Source organism: Bradyrhizobium sp. WSM4872, from assembly GCF_055811715.1.
The window spans coordinates 47138-65261 of record NZ_JBVVPT010000016.1 but is presented as its reverse complement, the minus strand read 5'-3'; the positions used below and the strand labels follow the sequence as shown (position 1 = coordinate 65261).

At 64.1% G+C, this 18124-nt stretch carries 20 protein-coding genes; 12 read left to right on the top strand and 8 right to left on the bottom strand.

Annotation, left to right across the window (positions count from 1 at the left end; translation table 11 throughout):
- Positions 1 to 116: 116 nt before the first annotated feature.
- From AC0L3C_RS21435 to AC0L3C_RS21400, 8 genes are all read left to right on the top strand, one after another.
- Entirely contained in the window at positions 117 to 1244 is a 1128-nt protein-coding gene (locus AC0L3C_RS21435) for a Re/Si-specific NAD(P)(+) transhydrogenase subunit alpha (protein WP_473264879.1), read from the top strand.
- Positions 1245 to 1255: 11 nt separating this feature from the next.
- The gene (locus tag AC0L3C_RS21430; RefSeq protein WP_007596278.1) at positions 1256 to 1573 is read left to right on the top strand and encodes a proton-translocating transhydrogenase family protein; all 318 of its coding nucleotides are present in this window, start codon (positions 1256 to 1258) and stop codon (positions 1571 to 1573) included.
- Positions 1574 to 1615: 42 nt separating this feature from the next.
- Entirely contained in the window at positions 1616 to 3013 is a 1398-nt protein-coding gene (locus tag AC0L3C_RS21425) for an NAD(P)(+) transhydrogenase (Re/Si-specific) subunit beta (protein ID WP_007596277.1), read from the top strand.
- Between the two features lie 142 nt (positions 3014 to 3155).
- The gene (locus AC0L3C_RS21420) at positions 3156 to 3953 is read left to right on the top strand and encodes an alpha/beta hydrolase (protein ID WP_473408905.1); all 798 of its coding nucleotides are present in this window, start codon (positions 3156 to 3158) and stop codon (positions 3951 to 3953) included.
- Positions 3907 to 5388, top strand: coding sequence for a sodium:proton antiporter (locus AC0L3C_RS21415; protein ID WP_473281096.1), 1482 nt, complete (start codon positions 3907 to 3909; stop codon positions 5386 to 5388). Before AC0L3C_RS21420 ends, AC0L3C_RS21415 begins: the two co-directional genes overlap by 47 nt.
- Positions 5389 to 5458: 70 nt before the next feature.
- Positions 5459 to 6556, top strand: coding sequence for a calcium:cation antiporter (locus AC0L3C_RS21410; RefSeq protein WP_473281098.1), 1098 nt, complete (start codon positions 5459 to 5461; stop codon positions 6554 to 6556).
- A gap of 34 nt (positions 6557 to 6590) precedes the next feature.
- On the top strand, positions 6591 to 6875 hold the full coding sequence (locus tag AC0L3C_RS21405) for a cupin domain-containing protein (RefSeq protein ID WP_473264875.1): 285 nt from the start codon (positions 6591 to 6593) through the stop codon (positions 6873 to 6875).
- Positions 6876 to 6967: 92 nt separating this feature from the next.
- Positions 6968 to 7945 carry a hypothetical protein gene (locus AC0L3C_RS21400; RefSeq protein WP_473408904.1) on the top strand — a complete coding sequence of 326 codons (978 nt, stop codon included), beginning with the start codon at positions 6968 to 6970 and terminating at the stop codon, positions 7943 to 7945.
- A 28-nt stretch (positions 7946 to 7973) separates the two neighbouring features.
- Here the strand turns inward: AC0L3C_RS21400 and AC0L3C_RS21395 are convergent, their stop codons facing one another.
- Both AC0L3C_RS21395 and rpsU read right to left on the bottom strand, forming a co-directional pair.
- The gene (locus tag AC0L3C_RS21395; protein WP_473281103.1) at positions 7974 to 8624 is read right to left on the bottom strand and encodes a tetratricopeptide repeat protein; all 651 of its coding nucleotides are present in this window, start codon (positions 8622 to 8624) and stop codon (positions 7974 to 7976) included.
- 125 nt (positions 8625 to 8749) lie between these two features.
- Positions 8750 to 9058, bottom strand: coding sequence for a 30S ribosomal protein S21 (gene rpsU / locus AC0L3C_RS21390; protein ID WP_007596265.1), 309 nt, complete (start codon positions 9056 to 9058; stop codon positions 8750 to 8752).
- Between the two features lie 260 nt (positions 9059 to 9318).
- On the opposite strand from rpsU, the gene aqpZ reads away from it, so the two are divergent.
- Positions 9319 to 10041, top strand: a complete 723-nt coding sequence (gene aqpZ / locus AC0L3C_RS21385) for an aquaporin Z (protein ID WP_018453820.1) — start codon at positions 9319 to 9321, stop codon at positions 10039 to 10041.
- A gap of 36 nt (positions 10042 to 10077) precedes the next feature.
- Here the strand turns inward: aqpZ and AC0L3C_RS21380 are convergent, their stop codons facing one another.
- Together AC0L3C_RS21380 and purE are read right to left on the bottom strand one after the other, a co-directional pair.
- Positions 10078 to 11184: a 5-(carboxyamino)imidazole ribonucleotide synthase gene (locus AC0L3C_RS21380; protein ID WP_473408903.1), complete on the bottom strand. Its 1107-nt coding sequence runs from the start codon at positions 11182 to 11184 to the stop codon at positions 10078 to 10080.
- On the bottom strand, positions 11181 to 11669 hold the full coding sequence (gene purE, locus AC0L3C_RS21375) for a 5-(carboxyamino)imidazole ribonucleotide mutase (protein ID WP_473264871.1): 489 nt from the start codon (positions 11667 to 11669) through the stop codon (positions 11181 to 11183). The genes AC0L3C_RS21380 and purE overlap by 4 nt, the downstream gene beginning before the upstream one ends.
- Before the next feature lie 141 nt (positions 11670 to 11810).
- Here purE and AC0L3C_RS21370 point away from each other — a divergent pair, with 141 nt between their 5' ends.
- A complete protein-coding gene (locus AC0L3C_RS21370) occupies positions 11811 to 12572 on the top strand; it encodes a GGDEF domain-containing protein (RefSeq protein ID WP_473408902.1) in 762 nt (253 codons plus the stop codon).
- Here the strand turns inward: AC0L3C_RS21370 and AC0L3C_RS21365 are convergent, their stop codons facing one another.
- The 3 genes from AC0L3C_RS21365 to AC0L3C_RS21355 all read right to left on the bottom strand — a co-directional run bounded on the left by AC0L3C_RS21365 (position 12573) and on the right by AC0L3C_RS21355 (position 13393).
- Positions 12573 to 12824 carry a hypothetical protein gene (locus tag AC0L3C_RS21365; protein ID WP_007596257.1) on the bottom strand — a complete coding sequence of 84 codons (252 nt, stop codon included), beginning with the start codon at positions 12822 to 12824 and terminating at the stop codon, positions 12573 to 12575.
- 23 nt (positions 12825 to 12847) lie between these two features.
- Positions 12848 to 13066, bottom strand: coding sequence for a hypothetical protein (locus AC0L3C_RS21360; RefSeq protein ID WP_106941998.1), 219 nt, complete (start codon positions 13064 to 13066; stop codon positions 12848 to 12850).
- 120 nt (positions 13067 to 13186) lie between these two features.
- Entirely contained in the window at positions 13187 to 13393 is a 207-nt protein-coding gene (locus tag AC0L3C_RS21355; protein WP_007596255.1) for a YdcH family protein, read from the bottom strand.
- 327 nt (positions 13394 to 13720) lie between these two features.
- Here AC0L3C_RS21355 and AC0L3C_RS21350 point away from each other — a divergent pair, with 327 nt between their 5' ends.
- Positions 13721 to 13900, top strand: coding sequence for a YdcH family protein (locus AC0L3C_RS21350; protein ID WP_247319677.1), 180 nt, complete (start codon positions 13721 to 13723; stop codon positions 13898 to 13900).
- Between the two features lie 166 nt (positions 13901 to 14066).
- On the opposite strand, the gene AC0L3C_RS21345 is transcribed toward AC0L3C_RS21350, so the two are convergent.
- Positions 14067 to 15170 (bottom strand): NAD(P)/FAD-dependent oxidoreductase, encoded by a 1104-nt coding sequence (locus AC0L3C_RS21345; protein WP_473264868.1) that lies wholly within the window; start codon positions 15168 to 15170, stop codon positions 14067 to 14069.
- Positions 15171 to 15372: 202 nt separating this feature from the next.
- Here AC0L3C_RS21345 and AC0L3C_RS21340 point away from each other — a divergent pair, with 202 nt between their 5' ends.
- The gene (locus AC0L3C_RS21340; RefSeq protein ID WP_473408901.1) at positions 15373 to 18060 is read left to right on the top strand and encodes a sensor domain-containing protein; all 2688 of its coding nucleotides are present in this window, start codon (positions 15373 to 15375) and stop codon (positions 18058 to 18060) included.
- The last annotated feature ends 64 nt before the right edge of the window (positions 18061 to 18124 follow it).

Sequence of the window (18124 nt, the reverse complement as noted above, 5' to 3'; positions counted from 1 at the left end):
AGCGTCGTCGGTGCCCATAAAATTTGCAATCAAGCCGGATTGAAAACCGGTATCCAACGTTGCGGGAGTAACGCTAAGTTCGCGTGCGCGCTCTTTCCCGCGTCGCCGGAGGGCCTATGAAGATCGCCGTTGCCAAGGAAATCGATCCGTCGGAGCCGCGGGTCGCCGCTTCGCCGGATACGGTGAAGAAGTTCAAGGCGCTGGGCGCCGAGATCGCCGTCGAGCCGGGCGCCGGCCTCAAGTCGGGTCTGCCGGACTCCGAATTCACCGCCGTGGGCGCCACCGTCAGCGCCGACGCGCTGAAGGACGCCGACATCATCATCAAGGTGAAGCGCCCTGAAGCCTCCGAGCTCGCGCAGTACAAGCGCGGCGCGCTGGTCATCGCCATCATGGACCCCTACGGCAACGAGGCCGCGCTGAAGACGATCGCCGATGCCGGCGTCTCCGCCTTCGCGATGGAATTGATGCCGCGCATCACGCGCGCGCAGGTGATGGACGTGCTGTCCTCGCAGGCCAACCTCGCCGGCTACCGCGCCGTGATTGAGGGCGCCGAGGCCTTCGGACGCGCCTTCCCGATGATGATGACCGCAGCCGGCACGGTGCCCGCCGCCAAAGTGTTCGTGATGGGCGTCGGCGTCGCCGGCCTCCAGGCGATCGCGACCGCGCGCCGTCTCGGCGCCGTGGTCACCGCGACCGACGTCCGGCCCGCCACCAAGGAGCAGGTCGAATCGCTCGGTGCAAAATTCCTCGCCGTCGAGGACGAGGAATTCAAGAACGCGCAGACCGCCGGCGGCTATGCCAAGGAAATGTCCAAGGAATACCAGGCCAAACAGGCCGCGCTCACCGCCGAGCACATCAAGAAGCAGGACATCGTGATCACCACCGCGCTCATTCCGGGCCGGCCGGCGCCGAAGCTCGTCACAGCCGACATGGTCAAGTCGATGAAACCAGGGTCGGTGCTGGTCGATCTCGCCGTCGAACGCGGCGGCAATGTCGAAGGCGTCAAGGCGGGAGAGGTCGCCGATGTCGATGGCATCAAGATCGTCGGCTACACCAACGTCGCCGGCCGCGTCGCGGCGTCGGCCTCGAGCCTCTACGCGCGCAATTTGTTCAACTTCATCGAAACGATGGTCGACAAGACCAGCAAGGCGCTGGCCGTGAACTGGGACGACGAGCTCGTCAAAGCGACCGCGTTGACCAGGGACGGCGCCGTCATCCACCCGAATTTCCAGCCGAAAGCGTAAGGAGAGCCGTCATGGAGCATATTGCACAAGTCGTCGATCCCTTCGTCTTCCGGCTGTCGATCTTCGTTCTCGCCGTCTTCGTCGGCTATTTCGTGGTGTGGTCGGTGACCCCTGCGCTGCATACGCCGCTGATGAGCGTCACCAATGCGATCTCCTCGGTGATCGTGGTCGGCGCGCTGCTCGCGGTCGGCGTCGGCATGATCTCGAGCGGCTCGGGCTGGGCGCGCGGCTTCGGCTTCATCGCGCTCATTTTCGCCTGCGTGAATATCTTCGGCGGCTTCCTTGTCACCCAGCGCATGCTGGCGATGTACAAGAAGAAGGTGAAGTGAGCGGCGTGCACCTCGGGGTGACGAAGACAAAGGGGACCTGAGATGAACGCCAATCTGGCTGCAGTTCTGTATCTCGTGGCGGGTGTGCTGTTCATCCTGTCACTGCGCGGGCTGTCCAGCCCCGCCTCATCGCGGCAGGGCAATTTCTTCGGCATGATCGGCATGGCGATCGCGGTCGCCACCACACTCGCCAGCCATCCGCCGGCGGACGGCCTCGCCTGGATCCTCGTGATCCTTGGCATCGCGATCGGCGGCAGCGTCGGCGCGGTGATCGCCCGCCGGGTGCCGATGACCTCGATGCCGGAACTGGTCGCCGCGTTCCATTCGCTGGTCGGCATGGCCGCGGTGCTGGTCGCCGCCGGTGCGTTCTACGCGCCGGAGGCCTTCGACATCGGCAGCCCCGGCAACATCCATCCGCAGAGCTTGGTCGAGATGTCGCTCGGCGTCGCCATCGGCGCGCTGACCTTCACCGGTTCGGTGATCGCGTTCCTGAAGCTGTCCGCACGCATGAGCGGTGCGCCGATCATCCTGCCGTTCCGCCACATCATCAACATCGCGCTGGCGATCGCGCTCGTCGTTTTCATCGTCGGGCTGGTGATGTCGGGCAGCGCGCTCGACTTCTGGCTGATCGTCATCATCGCGCTGGCGCTCGGCGTCCTCATGATCATCCCGATCGGCGGCGCCGACATGCCGGTCGTGATTTCGATGCTGAATTCGTACTCGGGCTGGGCCGCGGCCGGCATCGGCTTCACCCTCGGCAATTCCGCGCTGATCATCACCGGCGCGCTGGTGGGATCAAGCGGCGCGATCCTGTCCTACATCATGTGCCACGCGATGAACCGCTCCTTCATCTCGGTCATCCTCGGCGGTTTCGGCGGCGAGACCGCCGCTGCCGGCGGTGGCGGCGGCGAGCAGAAGCCGGCCAAGCTCGGCTCGGCGGATGATGCGGCCTTCATCATGAAGAACGCGCAGAAGGTCATCATCGTGCCGGGCTACGGCATGGCGGTGGCGCAGGCCCAACATGCGCTGCGTGAAATGGGCGACGTCCTGAAGAAGGAAGGTGTTGAGGTGAAATACGCCATTCACCCAGTCGCCGGCCGCATGCCCGGCCACATGAACGTGCTGCTGGCCGAAGCCAACGTGCCCTATGACGAGGTGTTCGAGCTCGAGGACATCAACTCCGAATTCGCGCAGGCCGATATCGCCTTCGTGATCGGCGCCAACGACGTCACCAATCCCGCGGCCGAAGAGGACAAGACCTCGCCGATCTACGGCATGCCCGTGCTCCAGGTCTGGAAGGCCGGCACCGTGATGTTCATCAAGCGCTCGCTCGCGTCGGGCTATGCCGGCATCGACAATCCGCTGTTCTATCGCGACAATACCATGATGCTGCTCGGCGATGCCAAGAAGGTCACCGAGAACATCGTCAAGGCGATGTAGCGCGGCGGCAAGCGGGCCATTGCCAAGCGCGCCGCCATGCGGCGGCGTGCGGCTGCTGTGCCGTTCCGGCGCGCCACGCGCGAGGTCATGAAATTGCTGCGGAGCCAGTGCAGGCCCTGAACCGGGGCCGGGCCGTGTCATCATGACCATCGTCAAGTGGATCGCCATCCTGCTCGTGACCGTCTATTGCGCCGGTCTCCTCGTGCTGTATGTCAGGCAGCGCGAGATGCTGTTTCCGATCCCGCCGGTCGGTCGCACCGCGCCGGACGCCGCAGGCCTTCCTCAGGCCGAAGAGCACGTCCTGACCACCTCCGATGGCGAGAAGGTCATCGTCTGGCACGTGCCGGCGAGGCCCGGCCGCCCCGTGATCCTGTATTTTCCGGGCAATGGCGATTATCTCGCCGGTGGCGTCAGTCGTTTCAAGGCCATGACGGCGGACGGCACCGGCCTCGTCGCGCTGTCCTATCGCGGCTATGCCGGCTCCAGCGGGGCACCGAGCGAGGCGGGCCTGCTGCGCGATGCCGCGGCCGCCTACGCCTTCACCACCGCGCGCTACGCGGCGGAACGAATCGCAGTCTGGGGCTTTTCGCTCGGGACTGGCGTGGCGGTCGCGGTCGCCTCGGAGCATCGTGTTGGAAAACTCATCCTGGAAGCGCCCTATACATCGACGGCCGACATTGCAGCATCATCGTTCTGGTTCGTTCCGGTGCGTCTGCTGATGCGCGATCCATTCCATTCCGACGAGCGCATCCCGCGCGTCACTGTGCCGCTATTGGTGATGCATGGCACCAATGACCTTGCCATTTCCATCGTGTTCGGAGAGCGTCTGTTCGCGCTTGCGCACGAACCGAAGCAGTTCGTTCGCTTTGCAGGCGGTGGACACGACAATCTCGATGCATTCGGTGCGATTGAAACGGCGAGGCGCTTCATTGCTTTCTAGACGACTTGTCGTTCGGCGCGCGAGCGGGTTCATCGCCGCGATCCTCGTGATGTTGTTGCCACAGCACGCATGGGCGGCGACCGCGCTCGACGGCGCGGCGATGGGCTGGCCCTATGCGCTGCCCTTTGCCGGCCTCCTGCTGTCGATCGCGCTTGGTCCGCTACTGTTTGCACGATTCTGGCACCATCATTACGGCAAGATCGCCGCGGCCTGGTCGCTGCTGGCACTCGCCTCGCTGGTCATCCTTGCCGGGAGCATGGCGACGCTGGCGGCGCTCGTTCACGCCATGCTCGCCGAATATCTCGGCTTCATCATGCTGCTGTTCTCGCTCTATGTCGTGGCTGGCGGCATTCTCGTGACGGGCGACATCAAGGCGACGCCGGCAGCGAATGCCGGCATCCTCGCGCTCGGTACGGTGATGGCGAGCGTGGTCGGCACCACGGGGGCGGCCATGATCCTGATCCGCCCTCTGATCCGCGCCAACCGGCCGCGGCGCTACAACGCCCACGTTGTCATCTTCTTCATCATCCTGGTCGCCAATGTCGGCGGCGCGCTGAGCCCGCTCGGCGATCCCCCGCTGTTCGTCGGCTTCCTGCATGGCGTCGACTTCTTCTGGACCACGCGGACCATCTGGCTGCAGACGGCGATCGTTGCCGGACTGCTGCTCGCGATCTTCGTCGTCATCGACGTCTGGCGCTTCCGTAGCGAACCCTTCCTTGGCGCTGCCGGCGCCGCGAAGCCGGTCCGCATCCGCGGCCTCGTCAACCTGGTGCTGATCGCAGCCATCGTCGCGAGCCTGCTGGCCTCGGCGATGTGGAAGTCCGGCATCGCCTTCGACATTCTTGGAACCAGGCTGGAGCTGGAAGATATTGCCCGCAACGCGGCGCTGCTGGCCATAGCGGGCCTGTCGGTGTGGTTGACGCCCGACGAGCACAGGCAGGCCAACGGCTTCACCTGGGAGCCGATCCGCGAGGTCGCAAAGCTGTTCGCCGGCATTTTTATCGCGATCATCCCGGTCATCGCCATGCTCAATGCCGGCCATCACGGCGCGTTCGCCTGGCTGCTGTCGGCCGTGACGACGCCGGACGGCACGCCGCGCGAGGTTGCCTATTTCTGGTTTACCGGTCTGATGTCGGCGTTCCTCGACAATGCGCCGACCTATCTGTTGTTCTTCGAGTTGGCCGGTGGGGACCCGCAGGTGATGATGCACGAGCTCTCGGGCACGCTCGCCTCCATCTCCATGGGCGCAGTCTACATGGGCGCGCTCACCTATATCGGTAACGCGCCGAATTTCATGGTGAGCAGCATCGCTCGCGAGAACGGCATCGAGATGCCGAGCTTCTTCGGCTATTTCGTGCGCGCCAGCGCGGTGTTGATCCCGCTGTTCGTCCTGCTGACGCTGCTGCCGTTCGCTCCGATCCTGCGCTGGCATTGAATCTGCCTGCCGATTTGCTACTGCTCGCCCAAGATGCGATGAATTTGCGCGAAGCAATTGGAGCCGATGGATGAGCGCGCATAATCCGATGCCTCGGTCGGCCTGGATCTTTCCGGCGCTTGCCGTGCTGCTGTTCGCGGCCGTCAGCGCGACGGGCTACGTGTTCACGCTGTCGTTCGGCGGGCTCGTCTTCGCCCTCGTGCTCCTCGTCATCCTGTTCGGCACGGTGTTTGCCGCGGTCCATCATGCCGAAGTGATCGCCGAGCGGGTCGGCGAACCCTATGGCACGCTGGTGCTGACGCTCGCGGTGACCATCATCGAGGTGGCGCTGATCACTACGATCATGCTGGGCGAGAAGCCGGCCCCGGAACTGGCGCGCGACACCGTGTTCGCCGTGGTCATGATCGTCTGCAATGGCCTCGTCGGGCTCTGCATCTTCATCGGCGGCCTGCGCTATCGCGAGCAGGGCTTTCAGCTCTCCGGCGCCAACGTCTATCTCAGCGTGCTGTTCGCGCTCGCGACCATCACGCTGATCATGCCGAACTACACCACGACCACGCCGGGCCCGGTTTATTCGGCGGTTCAACTCGGCTTCGTCGACGTGGTCACGCTCGCGCTGTATGGGGTGTTTCTCTATACCCAGACCGTACTGCACAAGGATTACTTCGTTCACGAACGGGCGGGCGGCGGCAGCGGCGAGGCGCATCTGTCGGGCCGGACCATGGTGCTCAGCATCGTGCTGCTGCTGATTGCGCTGCTGGCGGTCGTGCTGCTGTCCAAGAAATTCTCGCTGGTCGTCGACGCCGTCGGGGCCAAAATTGGTGCGCCGCCTGCCTTTGCCGGACTTCTGGTCGCGCTCCTGATCCTGCTGCCGGAAGGCGTCGCGGCGGTGTCGGCTGCCCGCAAGAACGACCTCCAGAAGAGCATCAATCTCGCGCTCGGCTCGTCGCTCGCCACCATCGGGCTGACCATCCCGGCCGTCGGTGTCGCCACCTATGCACTCGACAAGGAGCTCACGCTCGGCCTCAGCGAGCAGGGCAGCGTCCTTTTGCTCCTGACCTTCTTCCTGAGCATGCTGACCTTCGGTACGGGCAGGACCAATGTCCTGTTCGGGCTGGTCCATATGGTGGTATTTGCCGTCTACGTGTTCATGGTTTTCGTGCCCTGAACCGGTTTTCCGGATATGCCCCAGGAGAGTTCCGATGCTTGCCGCCAAGTCCGAAGTTCAGGTCGACAATGAGCAGGTTCGGGTGACCGAGTGGCGGCTCGCGCCAGACAGCGCCACCGGGCATCACACCCACGGCATGGACTACGTCATTGTTCCCGTGGTCGCAGGGGAAATGACCATCGTGGCACCCAATGGCGAGCGGTCCAAAGCGCAGCTTGCGGCCGGGAAATCCTATTTTCGCAAGGCCGGCGTCCAGCACGATGTGCTTAACGAAACCGCAACCGAGATCGTGTTCCTTGAGGTTGAGCTGAAGTCGTAAGTCCGGCGTACCCCTTTGCCATTGATCCGTCGCAGTTGATCCCTCACTATGCCTCAAAGTTCCCGCATCAGATCGCGCGGGGAGTGGCCGGAATGCTGAAATACATCGCTAAAATCTCGATGGACATCTTCCCCTCGGTGCTCGCAACGATCATCGGGGCGTATATCGTTAATCATTACATCAACGCCAAGCCGGCGGCGGATGCACCCGCTGCCGTGACGGCCCCTGCCGAGGCGGGCAAGAACGGCAAGCCCGCGGATGTGGCCAACCTCCCCGCGCCCGGCGTCAAGGCCAAGGGCATTTCCGAGAAGAAGGTGACGGACAAGCCGGCGACCGAGAAGGCTGCCGATCAGCCAGCCGCGGAGTCGAAGACGTCGACGGCGGATTTGGCACCGGCCGAGGCTGCCCCGCGCGGCAAGCCGTCCGCGCGCGACAAGGCGGTCGCCAAGTCCACCCCGGCCATCAGTGCACCCGCTTCCGCCACTCCGGTGGTGGAGGCCAATTCGGCGCCGGCTGCTGCCGCGCCGGTCGCAACCCCCGACGCCAACGATCTCGTGCGCGCCGCGATCGAGCGCCTGCGCAAGTCGCCTGAGGGCAAGGCCGTTGAGGCCAAGTCGATTGAGACCAAGTCTTCGGAAGCCAGGTCTTCGGAGGCCAGGTCTTCGGAGGCCAGAGCTTCCGAGGTCAAGGCGCCCGAGAAGATCCAGGAGCCTGCGGTGCGCGAAGCCGCCCGCACTCCAGAGGCACCGCGTGTCATCCCCCTGGATCAGTCAACGGTGCGTCCGTTGCCGCCGCCGATCACGGTCTCGACACCCGCAGCCGAGGCCTATGGCAATGGCGGCTCGTCGCAGACGAGCCCGCCCTATACCGCCTCGATCGGCAACGAGAACCCGAATCGGCTGACGCCCCCGGCTGACATTCCGGTCCCGATGATTGCGCCCCCGCTCGATCTGCGCGCCGATGCCGGCCTGTCCATGCCGCGGCCGAAGACCAATGTCGCCGACGACATGTTGTCGGGCGTCAAGTCCATGTTCCATTCCGTTCTGCCGAAGAGCGTCACCCCGGACTAGGACCGCACCTGCGGCTGCGCCAGAATCGTCAGCCGCCGACGCGGGCGAGGCCGCTGCGGGCGGCGTCGTCGCGTGGGCGAAGCGAGACCGCCTTGGTGTAGGACGCCGCCGCCTTGGTCCTGTCGCCCAGCCGTTCATAGGCTTGCCCGCGTATGGTCCAGACCTGGGCATTGTGGGGATCGGCCTCGGAAGCCTCATCCAGATCGGCCGCGGCCTCCTTGACCTTGCCGAGGGCGAGATAGCTGATGGCGCGGCCGAGCAGCGGCTCGACCTTCTGCGGATTGAGTCCGCTCGCGGCGCTGAAATCGGCGATCGCGAAATCATGCTGGTTATTGCCCTGGTAGATCAGGGCGCGGCCATAGAGCGCCTGCGCATTATAGGGATCGAGCCCGACCGCGCGGTTGAACTCATCAAGCGCAGCCGCTGCGTCGCCGGACTTTGCGAGAGCCTGGGCCTTTGCCGTATGGGCCTGGGCTTCGCTGACGTTGACTGCGCTGACCACGTTCTCTGCGGTCGCAGCTGCCTTGGGTGCCTCCTGCGGCTTCTCCTTCTCCGGCGTCAGCGATCCCAGGTCGAAGGAGCAGCCGCACAGCGAAATCCCCATCAAGGCCAGCGCAAACGGCTGCAGCAAGATCTGGCGCAACTGCGCCAAGCCGCGCTTGGGGAAAGGGGAGGCCATCTACGGTTCGCTCGCGCTAGTGCCGCATCGGTAGTGCCCTATCCCAGGAAGGCACCGCTCACAAAACAATAACGCGGGCCAGGGGCCCGCGTCATCGAAAACTGAAATCTCTCAAGTCCGGTAAATCAGCGCGGTCCGCGCGGACCTGCACTTGCACCGGCACCCGGGCCGCCGCGACCGCCACGATCACCGCCGGGGCCAGCGCCGAACACCGGCTTCGGCTTCATCGGCAGCAAGCCTTCGCGCTGCAGCTTCTTGCGGGCCAGCTTGCGTGCGCGACGCACGGCTTCGGCCTTTTCGCGGGCCTTCTTTTCGGAGGGCTTTTCGTAGTGACCGCGGAGCTTCATCTCGCGGAAAATACCCTCGCGCTGCATCTTCTTCTTCAGCGCCTTGAGGGCTTGGTCGACATTGTTATCGCGAACGAGAACCTGCACGCGGCATCCTCTTCAGTGGATCGGATTTGAATTCTGGTAAGTCAAAGGGGATGGCGAAACGCACAAGCCCTTAACCTTGAGGGCGCGGATGTATCAGACAAAACCTGGGATGTCCACCGGCCAAGCGGGCTTTCGGGCCAAGTTCAGCCATTAAATGAGGCAAAATACCTCGGTGCGGCCCTGATTTGGGAGATTTGACGCCCAGGGTGGGGCCGTTTCCGGAGCTTTGTTCCGGAATCTTTGAAAGCAGGGGACGACACATGGATATGAAGAAATACGCGGCCGAGGCTATCGGCACCTTTTGGCTCACATTCGCAGGTTGCGGAAGCGCTGTGATCGCAGCCGGCTTTCCGCAGGTTGGCATCGGTCTGGTCGGTGTCTCGCTCGCATTCGGGCTGAGCGTGGTCACGATGGCCTATGCGATCGGACACATCTCAGGCTGCCACCTCAATCCGGCCGTCACCGTCGGTCTCGCCGCCGGCGGACGTTTTCCGGCCGGACAGATCCTGCCTTATGTGATTGCGCAGGTCGCCGGTGCGATCGTGGCCGCGTGGCTGCTCTACGTCATCGCAAGCGGAGCTCCCGGCTTCGACGTCAGCAAGGGGTTCGCGTCGAACGGCTACGACGCCCATTCTCCCGGCCAGTACAGCATGATCGTGTGCTTCCTCACCGAGGTAGTCATGACCATGATGTTCCTGTTCATCATCATGGGCGCCACCCACGGCCGCGCGCCCGCGGGCTTTGCGCCGCTGGCGATTGGGCTCGCGCTCGTGATGATCCATCTCGTCAGCATCCCCGTCACCAACACCTCCGTGAACCCGGCGCGCAGCACGGGGCCCGCGCTGTTCGTCGGCGGCTGGGCGCTGTCGCAGCTCTGGCTGTTTTGGGTCGCGCCTCTGATCGGCGGCGCGCTGGGCGGGGTGATCTATCGTTGGCTCAGCGAAGAGCCCACGGGCGTCGTCGCGGGCGCAAAGACGGCGTAGTCGTAAAGCGGGATCGCGGCATGCGCCGCGGTCCCGTTATTTGCCGGTCGTGGGTCGTACTTCGGTGACGTGGCCCATCTTGCGGCCGGGACGCGGCGCGCCCTTGCCGTAGATGTGCACGGTCGCGCCCGGCACGCTCAGCCACTTGTCATATTCGTTGATCTCGTCGCCGATCAGATTGGTCATGGTGACGACTTCACCGTGGCGCACGGGCTTGCCGAGAGGCCAGCCGGCAATGGCGCGAATGTGCTGCTCAAACTGCGAGACGGACGCACCGTCGAGCGTCCAGTGTCCGGAATTGTGCACGCGCGGAGCGATCTCGTTGACCAGCACCTTGGGTCCGGTGCCGTTGGCGAGCACGAACATCTCAACGGCAAGCACGCCGACATAATCGAGCGCGCCCGCGATCTTGCCGGCGATGCTGCGCGCTTCCTCGGCGAGCACGTCCGGGATCCGGGCGGGCGCACGGGAGATCTTCAGGATGTGGTCGCGGTGCTCGTTTTCGGTGACGTCGAAACACTCGATCTGGCCTGTGGCCGAGCGGGCGGCGATCACGGAAATCTCACGCTCGTACGGCACAAAGGCTTCCAGGATGGCCGATTTGGTGGCGAGACTGGTCCACACTTTCGCGATGTCGTCGCCCTCGCGGATGATGGCCTGGCCCTTGCCGTCATAGCCGAAGCGGCGGGTCTTCAGCACCGCAGGAAGGCCGATCCTGGCGATCGCCTCGCGCAATGACGGGACCGACGTGACGTCGGCATAGGCTGCGGTGCCGATGCCGAGCCGGGTCACGAAATCCTTCTCGGCGAGCCGGTCCTGGGTGGTCTCGAGGATTTTGCGGTTGGGCAGCACCGGGCGGCGCGCATCCAGCACCATCGCGGCCGCGGACGGCACGTTCTCGAATTCGTAGGTGATGACGTCGACGTCGTTGGCGAACAGCTCAAGTGCTTCGACATCGGCATATTCGGCGCAGGTCGCATTCAGAACGACGTCGAAGGCCGGTGAGTCCGGATCGGGCGAGAACACCTGGCAGCGCAGGCCGAGCCGTGCCGCCGCCATGGCAAGCATCCGCCCCAATTGTCCGCCGCCGAGGATGCCAATGGTGTCGCCGGGCTTCAGCTTCACCTGCTTTGCGTCAGTCACGCCTTGTCCTCCGGGCGCTCGGCCACGGCCTCGGTCTGCGCCTTGCGCCAGGCGGCGAGGCGGTCGGACAAGGCCGGGTCGGACAAGGCCAGCACGGCAGCCGCCAGCAGCGCCGCATTGATGGCGCCGGCCTTGCCGATCGCGAGGGTGCCGACCGGGATGCCCGCGGGCATCTGGACGATCGAATAGAGCGAATCGATGCCCTTGAGCGTCCTGGATTCGACGGGGACGCCGAACACGGGCAGTTCCGTCAGCGCCGCCGCCATGCCGGGCAGGTGGGCTGCGCCACCCGCGCCGGCGATGATGACTTTGTAACCAGCCGACTTGGCGCCTTTGGCGAACGTAAACAGCCGGTCGGGGGTACGGTGGGCCGATACGATGCGGGTGTCGGCGGCAACGCCGAGCCCTGCGAGCGTGTCGGCGGCATGCCGCATCGTGTCCCAGTCCGACTGGCTTCCCATGATGATGGCGATCGGCGCGGTCATGACGTGAATTGTGCTCGAAAAACAGAAAGATAGGCCAGATTAAAGGTTCCGGCCGGTGGCTCGCAAGGCGGTGGCAAGGAGAAGGGAATGAACTATCCTGTCTTGGTGAATCCCCGCAAGCCTTCATTGAGCAGGATGCCCATGAAGAAACCAAAAAGGGCGAGCGCTGCGAAGGCCAAAAAGGGCCCGAAGACCAGCGCCGGCCGTTCCAAAGTTGTTCTCAAGCGTCCGGCCGAGAGTCCGGCCAACAGTCCGGGCAAGCGTCCGACCAGACCGTCGCGACGCGGAGCGTCTGCCGATGACGGCCCCACGGAGGTCATCAAGACGGCCATCAACGCGACCATCCGCGAGCTCCGGAGCAAGCTCAAGGGGGCGCAGCGGCGGGTCGCGGAGCTCGAGGCGGCCGCCGACACCGACTTCCTGCTCGATATTCCGAACCGGCGCGGCTTCGAACGCGAGCTCGCACGCGCCGTCGCCTACATGAAGCGCTACCGCGCCAGCGGCGCGCTGATCGTGCTCGACGTCGATCGGCTGAAGCCGATCAACGATTCCTTCGGCCATGCGGCCGGCGACGAGGTGCTGAAGGCGATTGCCACCACGCTGACGCGGCAGATACGCGCCTCCGACGTGGTCGGCCGGCTCGGCGGCGACGAGTTCGCGCTGCTGCTCTGGAATCTCAGCGAGACCGACGCCAAGGCGAAGGCCGCGGCCTTCGAGCAGGCTGTCGACGAATTGTCCTTTGTCTTTCGCGGCCAGCACGTGAGTGCGGGCGCTTCCGCCGGTGTCGCCCTGCTTGGGGTGCAGTCCGACGCCGCGCGCGCCCTGGAGGAGGCCGATGCTGCGATGTATGTGCGCAAGGCGCACCGGCGGCACGAGCCGCGCATCAGGCTCGTCAGCAGCTAGTTAAAGCGTGCCGAGGTCCTTCGGTACGTTGCCGAAGCTGCGGAGCAGTTTGGCGTCACCGAATTCGCCCGTCATGGGATCGCCGCTGCGGCTGAACGCGACGGCGCCGGTGTGGCCGGCGCCGTGCGACATAACCTCGGCACGCCGTAACGCGGCCGCCGCGGTCTGGCATTCCTCGGCCGCACCTGCGACCGGCGATCCGTCCTCGTCGGTCAGGAAGGGTAATGCAACGTAATAGGTGACATCGGACATGGTCGGCTCCGATAGCTGACAGCTCAGGCGGCGCTGCCCTTGCTCCGCATCTTGCTGCGCGAGGTCTCCGGAATGCAGCCGGCGGAAATGGCCGCCTGCAATTCCTCCAGCTCGGCCTCCAGATATTCATTGGCCATGATCAGCGCCTTGATGGTGCTGCGCAGATTGCCGTCGCACATCGCGATCGCCTGATCGCAGGCTTGTTCATAATGGCTGTTGTCGAGAAGGGCGGTCGCCGACATCTGCGTTTTTCCTTGGACGGTTTCCCCGGGGGCCTTGGGTGTCCAAATGTTCTTATTTTGTTCCTTTCGAGTCAAGCGGATTTACGTGCGGCGGGGCCGCCGTAAAGTTCTACCTGTGGATCAGGCGATGATGTCGGGCGTGATCTGGTCTTCGATGAACGCGATACGGTCACGCAACAACAGCTTGCGTTTCTTCAATCGCTGTAACCGCAACAGGTCGGGGGCGGGCGATTGATGCAGTGCATCGATCGCCACATCGAGATCTCGGTGTTCCTGGTGCAACCGGGCGAGCTCGGATTCGAGTTCGCGCGCATCTTCATTGGTCATGTCTGCGGTGGCCGAAAAACCGATAGGCGTGAGATTAAGGCTGTGGATGCCCTGTGGAAACTATCGTCCTTGCGCGCCGTGATCGCAAGCGATCTCGGGCTGTCGGGCGCCGATCTCCCGCGAGATATTTCTGCGGTCGCTCCGGCGTTGCGCAAGCGCATTGATATCACGGATTTTTCCCGCGTGGTTCCCTTACTCACGCTTCGTTACATATGAATTTCTAAAAATGACACTGCGACGACTGATATCCATCGACAGAACGAATCGGTGATGTACACTTCCTCGTCCGGTCGAATCCAAGGTTCACCCCTACCGAGGAGGTTTCGAATGACAATTCAGGCACATCTGGTTGAATTGGAACGGAAGCATAAAACTCTCGAAAACGAATTGCACGACGCTCTCGTGCACCTTTCAACAGACGACCTGCAAATTGTTGAGTTGAAGCGCCGGAAGTTGATGGTCAAGGACCAGATCGAGCGTCTCAGGCACGGCGACACGCTCCACTAGTAACCCCGTAACAGCTTAGAGTTGATCGCACCCTTTCAGGCAGGGATGGGAGCCTTTGCGCTCATCCCTGCTGTAGGGCGCGCACCGTGCAAGGATTTGCGCGGCCCTAGCTTCTTGTCTGGACGCGGTTCTTACGCGCAACCGGAATCCACTTCGCCTTAAACCACTACATATTTGCTAGGTCGGCGACGTGATCCGCGATCGCGAGCGATGACGTCAATCCGGGCGACTCGATGCCGAACAGATTGATCAGGCCTTCGACGCCGTGATCGCGCGGGCCCTGCATCAAGAAATCCTGCGTGGCTACTGCTGGCGGCACAATCTTCGGCCGGATACCCGAATAGCTCGGCATGAGCGCGCCGTCAGGCAACGTCGGCCAGTATTTGCGGATCGCCGGGTAAAAGCGCTCGGCGCGTGAGGGATCGACCTCATAATCGATGGTCTCGATCCACTCGACGTCGGGGCCGAAACGGGCCTGCCCGGCCATGTCCAGCGTCAGATGCACCCCTAGCCCGCCGGGCTCGGGCACCGGATAGATCAGGCGCGAGAACGGCGCCCTGGCATTGCAGCTGAAGTAGTTTCCCTTGGCGAGGTAGGCCGTCGGGATCCGTTCCAGCGGCATGCCCTCGATGTTGCGCGCCACCGTGGTCGCCGAGAGCCCGGCGGCGTTGACGAGGAGGCTGCATTGCAGCGTCATCGGCGCTTCGCCGCCCGCCTCGATCTCCATCACGCCGGCGGTCGCTTTGGCACGGATCAGCGGGGTGTGAAACGCGAAGGCCGCGCCCGCCTCCTCGGCTTCGCCGCGCAGCGAGAGCATGTAGGCGTGGCTGTCGATGATGCCGGTCGACGGCGACAGCAGCGCGGCGTCGCAGGCGAGCGCCGGCTCCAGCGCGCGTGCCGCATCGCCGGTGAGCAGCTGCATGTCGAGCACGCCGTTGGCCTCGGCATGCGCCTTGATAGATTGCAGCTTCTCGGTCTCTTTCGGATTGGTCGCGACGATCAGCTTGCCGCAATTCCTGTGCGGGATGCCGCGCTCGGAACAGTAACGGTAGAGCGCGTGCTTGCCGTCGACGCACATGCGCGCCATCCAGCTTCCGGCGCGGTAGTAGATGCCGGCATGGATCACCTCGCTGTTGCGCGAGGAGGTGATGGTGCCGATGGCCTCGGCTTGCTCGAGCACGATCACCTCGCGCCCGGCTTGCGCCAGCTTTCGAGCCACCGCGAGCCCGATCACGCCGGCTCCGATGACGACGCAGTCGACCTTATCCATGGTTGTGCAGGACGTCTGCTCGAAGCGACCAAGGCCTCACGCCTGGGAACGGCGGCGCGGGAGCGTTTTCCATTAAGGAAGAATTTATCATGTCAGGGCAATTGCCGTATTTGATGCCACATTTTTCCGTTGCGCGTACAGGCGTTTACCCGATCCAAACCCACGAGGCCAGACAATCCGACGTTGAAATCGCGGGTGGCTGATGGCTGAGAAGAACTGGCACGCGGGCAGCGCGCTTCCGATTGCGATGCAGGCCGCCGTGTGCCTGGCCGCAGCGGTCGCGCCTGCGCGCGCCTTTGCCCTCTCGGACAGCTTCACCCCTCCGAGCTATCTCGGCGAGCTTGATCCCAACGTGATCTGGGAAGCCCTGATCGCGGGCGTCGTGACTTGCTCGTTCCTCGTCGCGATCGCGCTGTGGATCCATTCCTCGCTGCGCTGGACCAGGCGTCTGCAGCTGCGGCGCAATGCCTTCGTCTCCTCCGCGATGAACAATCTCAACCAGGGCGTGGTGATGACGGATGCGCAGCGGCGCATCATCTTCTGCAACGACCGCTATATCGAGCTTTATGGCCTGGCGCGGTCGGATCTCTGGGCCAACATGAACGGCTACGAACTCCTCGAGCTGCGACGCAAGCGCGGTGTGCTCGGCGGCGCCTCCAACGACGAGTTCTACGAGAAGGCGGCAAGCACCAACGGCTTGATCACCGAACTGCCGGACGGGCGGGCCATCCTGGTGAAATATTTCGTGCTGCCCAATGGCGGCTCGGTGACGACGCATCTGGACGTCAGCGAGCAGCGCAGGCTGTCGCGGCAGCTCGCCTCCACCAAGCAGTTCCTGGAAACATTGCTGGACCACGTGCCGGCCTGCGTGGCCGCGAAGAACATCGAGGATGGTCGCTACATCTTCGCCAACAGCGCTTATGAGCGGTTCTGGGGTTTCTCGCGCGACCATGTCGTCGGCAAGAACGCGCGCGAGCTGTTTGCGCCAGTCTCGGCGGACAGCATCGAGGCGACCGACCGGGCGGCACTCGATTCGCAGGACGGCCAATTTCGCAACGAATTCGAGGTTGACCGCGCCGGTGAGCGGCGCATGGTTGCCTCGATCCGGATCGTGGTCCGCAACGAGAGCAACAAGCCCGAATTCCTGATGCTCGTGTTCGAGGACATCACCGATCGCCGCTCGCTGTCGAAGGAGCTGGAGAGCACGAAGAAGTTCCTGGAGCTCGTGGTCGACAACATCCCGGTGGCCCTGATCGTCGAGCAGGTCAAGGACGGCCGCTACCTGCTCGCCAACCGCAGCGCGGAGACGATTCTCAACCGCAGGCGCGAGGAAGCCACGGGCCTGACCGCCTCCGACATCTTCAATCCCAAGGAAGCCAAGCTGATCATCGCGCGCGACGAAGCCGCGATCAAGAAGCGCGGGATGATCACCGAAGAGCACCCGATCTCCACCAAGGACGGGCTGCGGCTGTTCCTCACCCGCCGCGCCACCGTGCTGAGCGACACCGGCGAGCCGCAATATCTGATCAAGACCCACGAGGACGTCACCGATCGCCGGCAGACCGAGTCGCGCATGGCGCACATGGCCTATCACGACGGCCTCACCGATTTGCCGAACCGTGCCGCTTTCCTGCAGGCGTTGACCCAGATGATCGAGGCCTGCGAGGGCACCGGCGAGGAGTTCGCGGTTCTCTGCGTCGATCTCGACGGCCTCAAGGAGGTCAACGACGTCTTCGGTCATGCGCACGGCGACAAGCTCCTGGTCGAGGTGGCCCAGCGGCTGCAGGACTCCGCGCGCGGCGGTGTTGTGGCGCGCCTGTCCGGCGACGAGTTCGGCCTGATCATTGACGGTAAGCAGCCGGAGGCAGGTCTCGCGCTGGCGCAGCAGATCGGTGATGCCGTCGCCAAGGAATTCCAGATCGACGGCCGCCCGGTTCGCGCCGGCGTCACCACTGGCATGTCGATCTTCCCGCACAACGGCGCCGACGCCGCCTCGCTGCTCGCCAATGCCGGCGCGGCCCTGTTTCGCGCCAAGCAGAAATCGCGCGGCACGATCAGCCTGTTCCAGCCGGAGATGGACCAGCAGATACGCGATCGCCGCGTACTGCACCAGGACCTTTCGATGGCGATCAAGAACGGCGAGCTCTCGCTCGCCTTCCAGCCGCAGGGAGCTGCGGGCCAGAGCGTCGCCGAGAGCGAGATCATCGGCTTCGAGGCGCTGGCACGCTGGCAGCATCCGGTGCGTGGCCAGGTCTCTCCGGCCGAATTCATTCCGATCGCGGAGGAAAGCGGCCTGATCGTCGAGATGGGCGAGTGGATCTTGCGCGAGGCGTGCCGCGAGGCCGCGTCCTGGCCGACGCCGCTTCAGATCGCGGTCAACCTGTCGCCGGCGCAGTTCATGCACGGCGACGTGGTCGGGCTCGTCCATTCCATCCTGCTCGAGACGGGTCTTGCACCCGGCCGGCTCGAGCTCGAGATCACCGAGGGCGTGCTGATCGAGGACTTCGATCGCGGTCTGGCGCTGCTGCGCCGGCTCAAGGCGCTCGGCGTCCGCATCTCCATGGACGATTTCGGCAGCGGTTATTCCTCGCTGAGCTATCTCCAGGCGTTCCCGTTCGACAAGATCAAGATCGACCGCGCCTTCATCATCAATCTCGGCCGCAACCCGCAATCGGCGGCGATCGTGCGCGCGGTGATCGACCTCGGCCATGGCCTGGAAATGTCGATCGTCGCCGAGGGCGTCGAGACGCTGGAACAACTCGCCTTCCTCGCCGCGGAAGGCTGTGACGGCGTGCAGGGCTATTTGCTCGGCAAGCCCCTGCCGATCGGGAAATATGCCGGCCTCGTCGGTCGCGCCGAAGTCATGGAGCTTGCGCTCAAGACCGGCTAGAGCGTTTTCGAGCGAAGTAGATGCCGGTTCGCGTCAAGAAAACGCGCCAAACTAGAATCTAGAG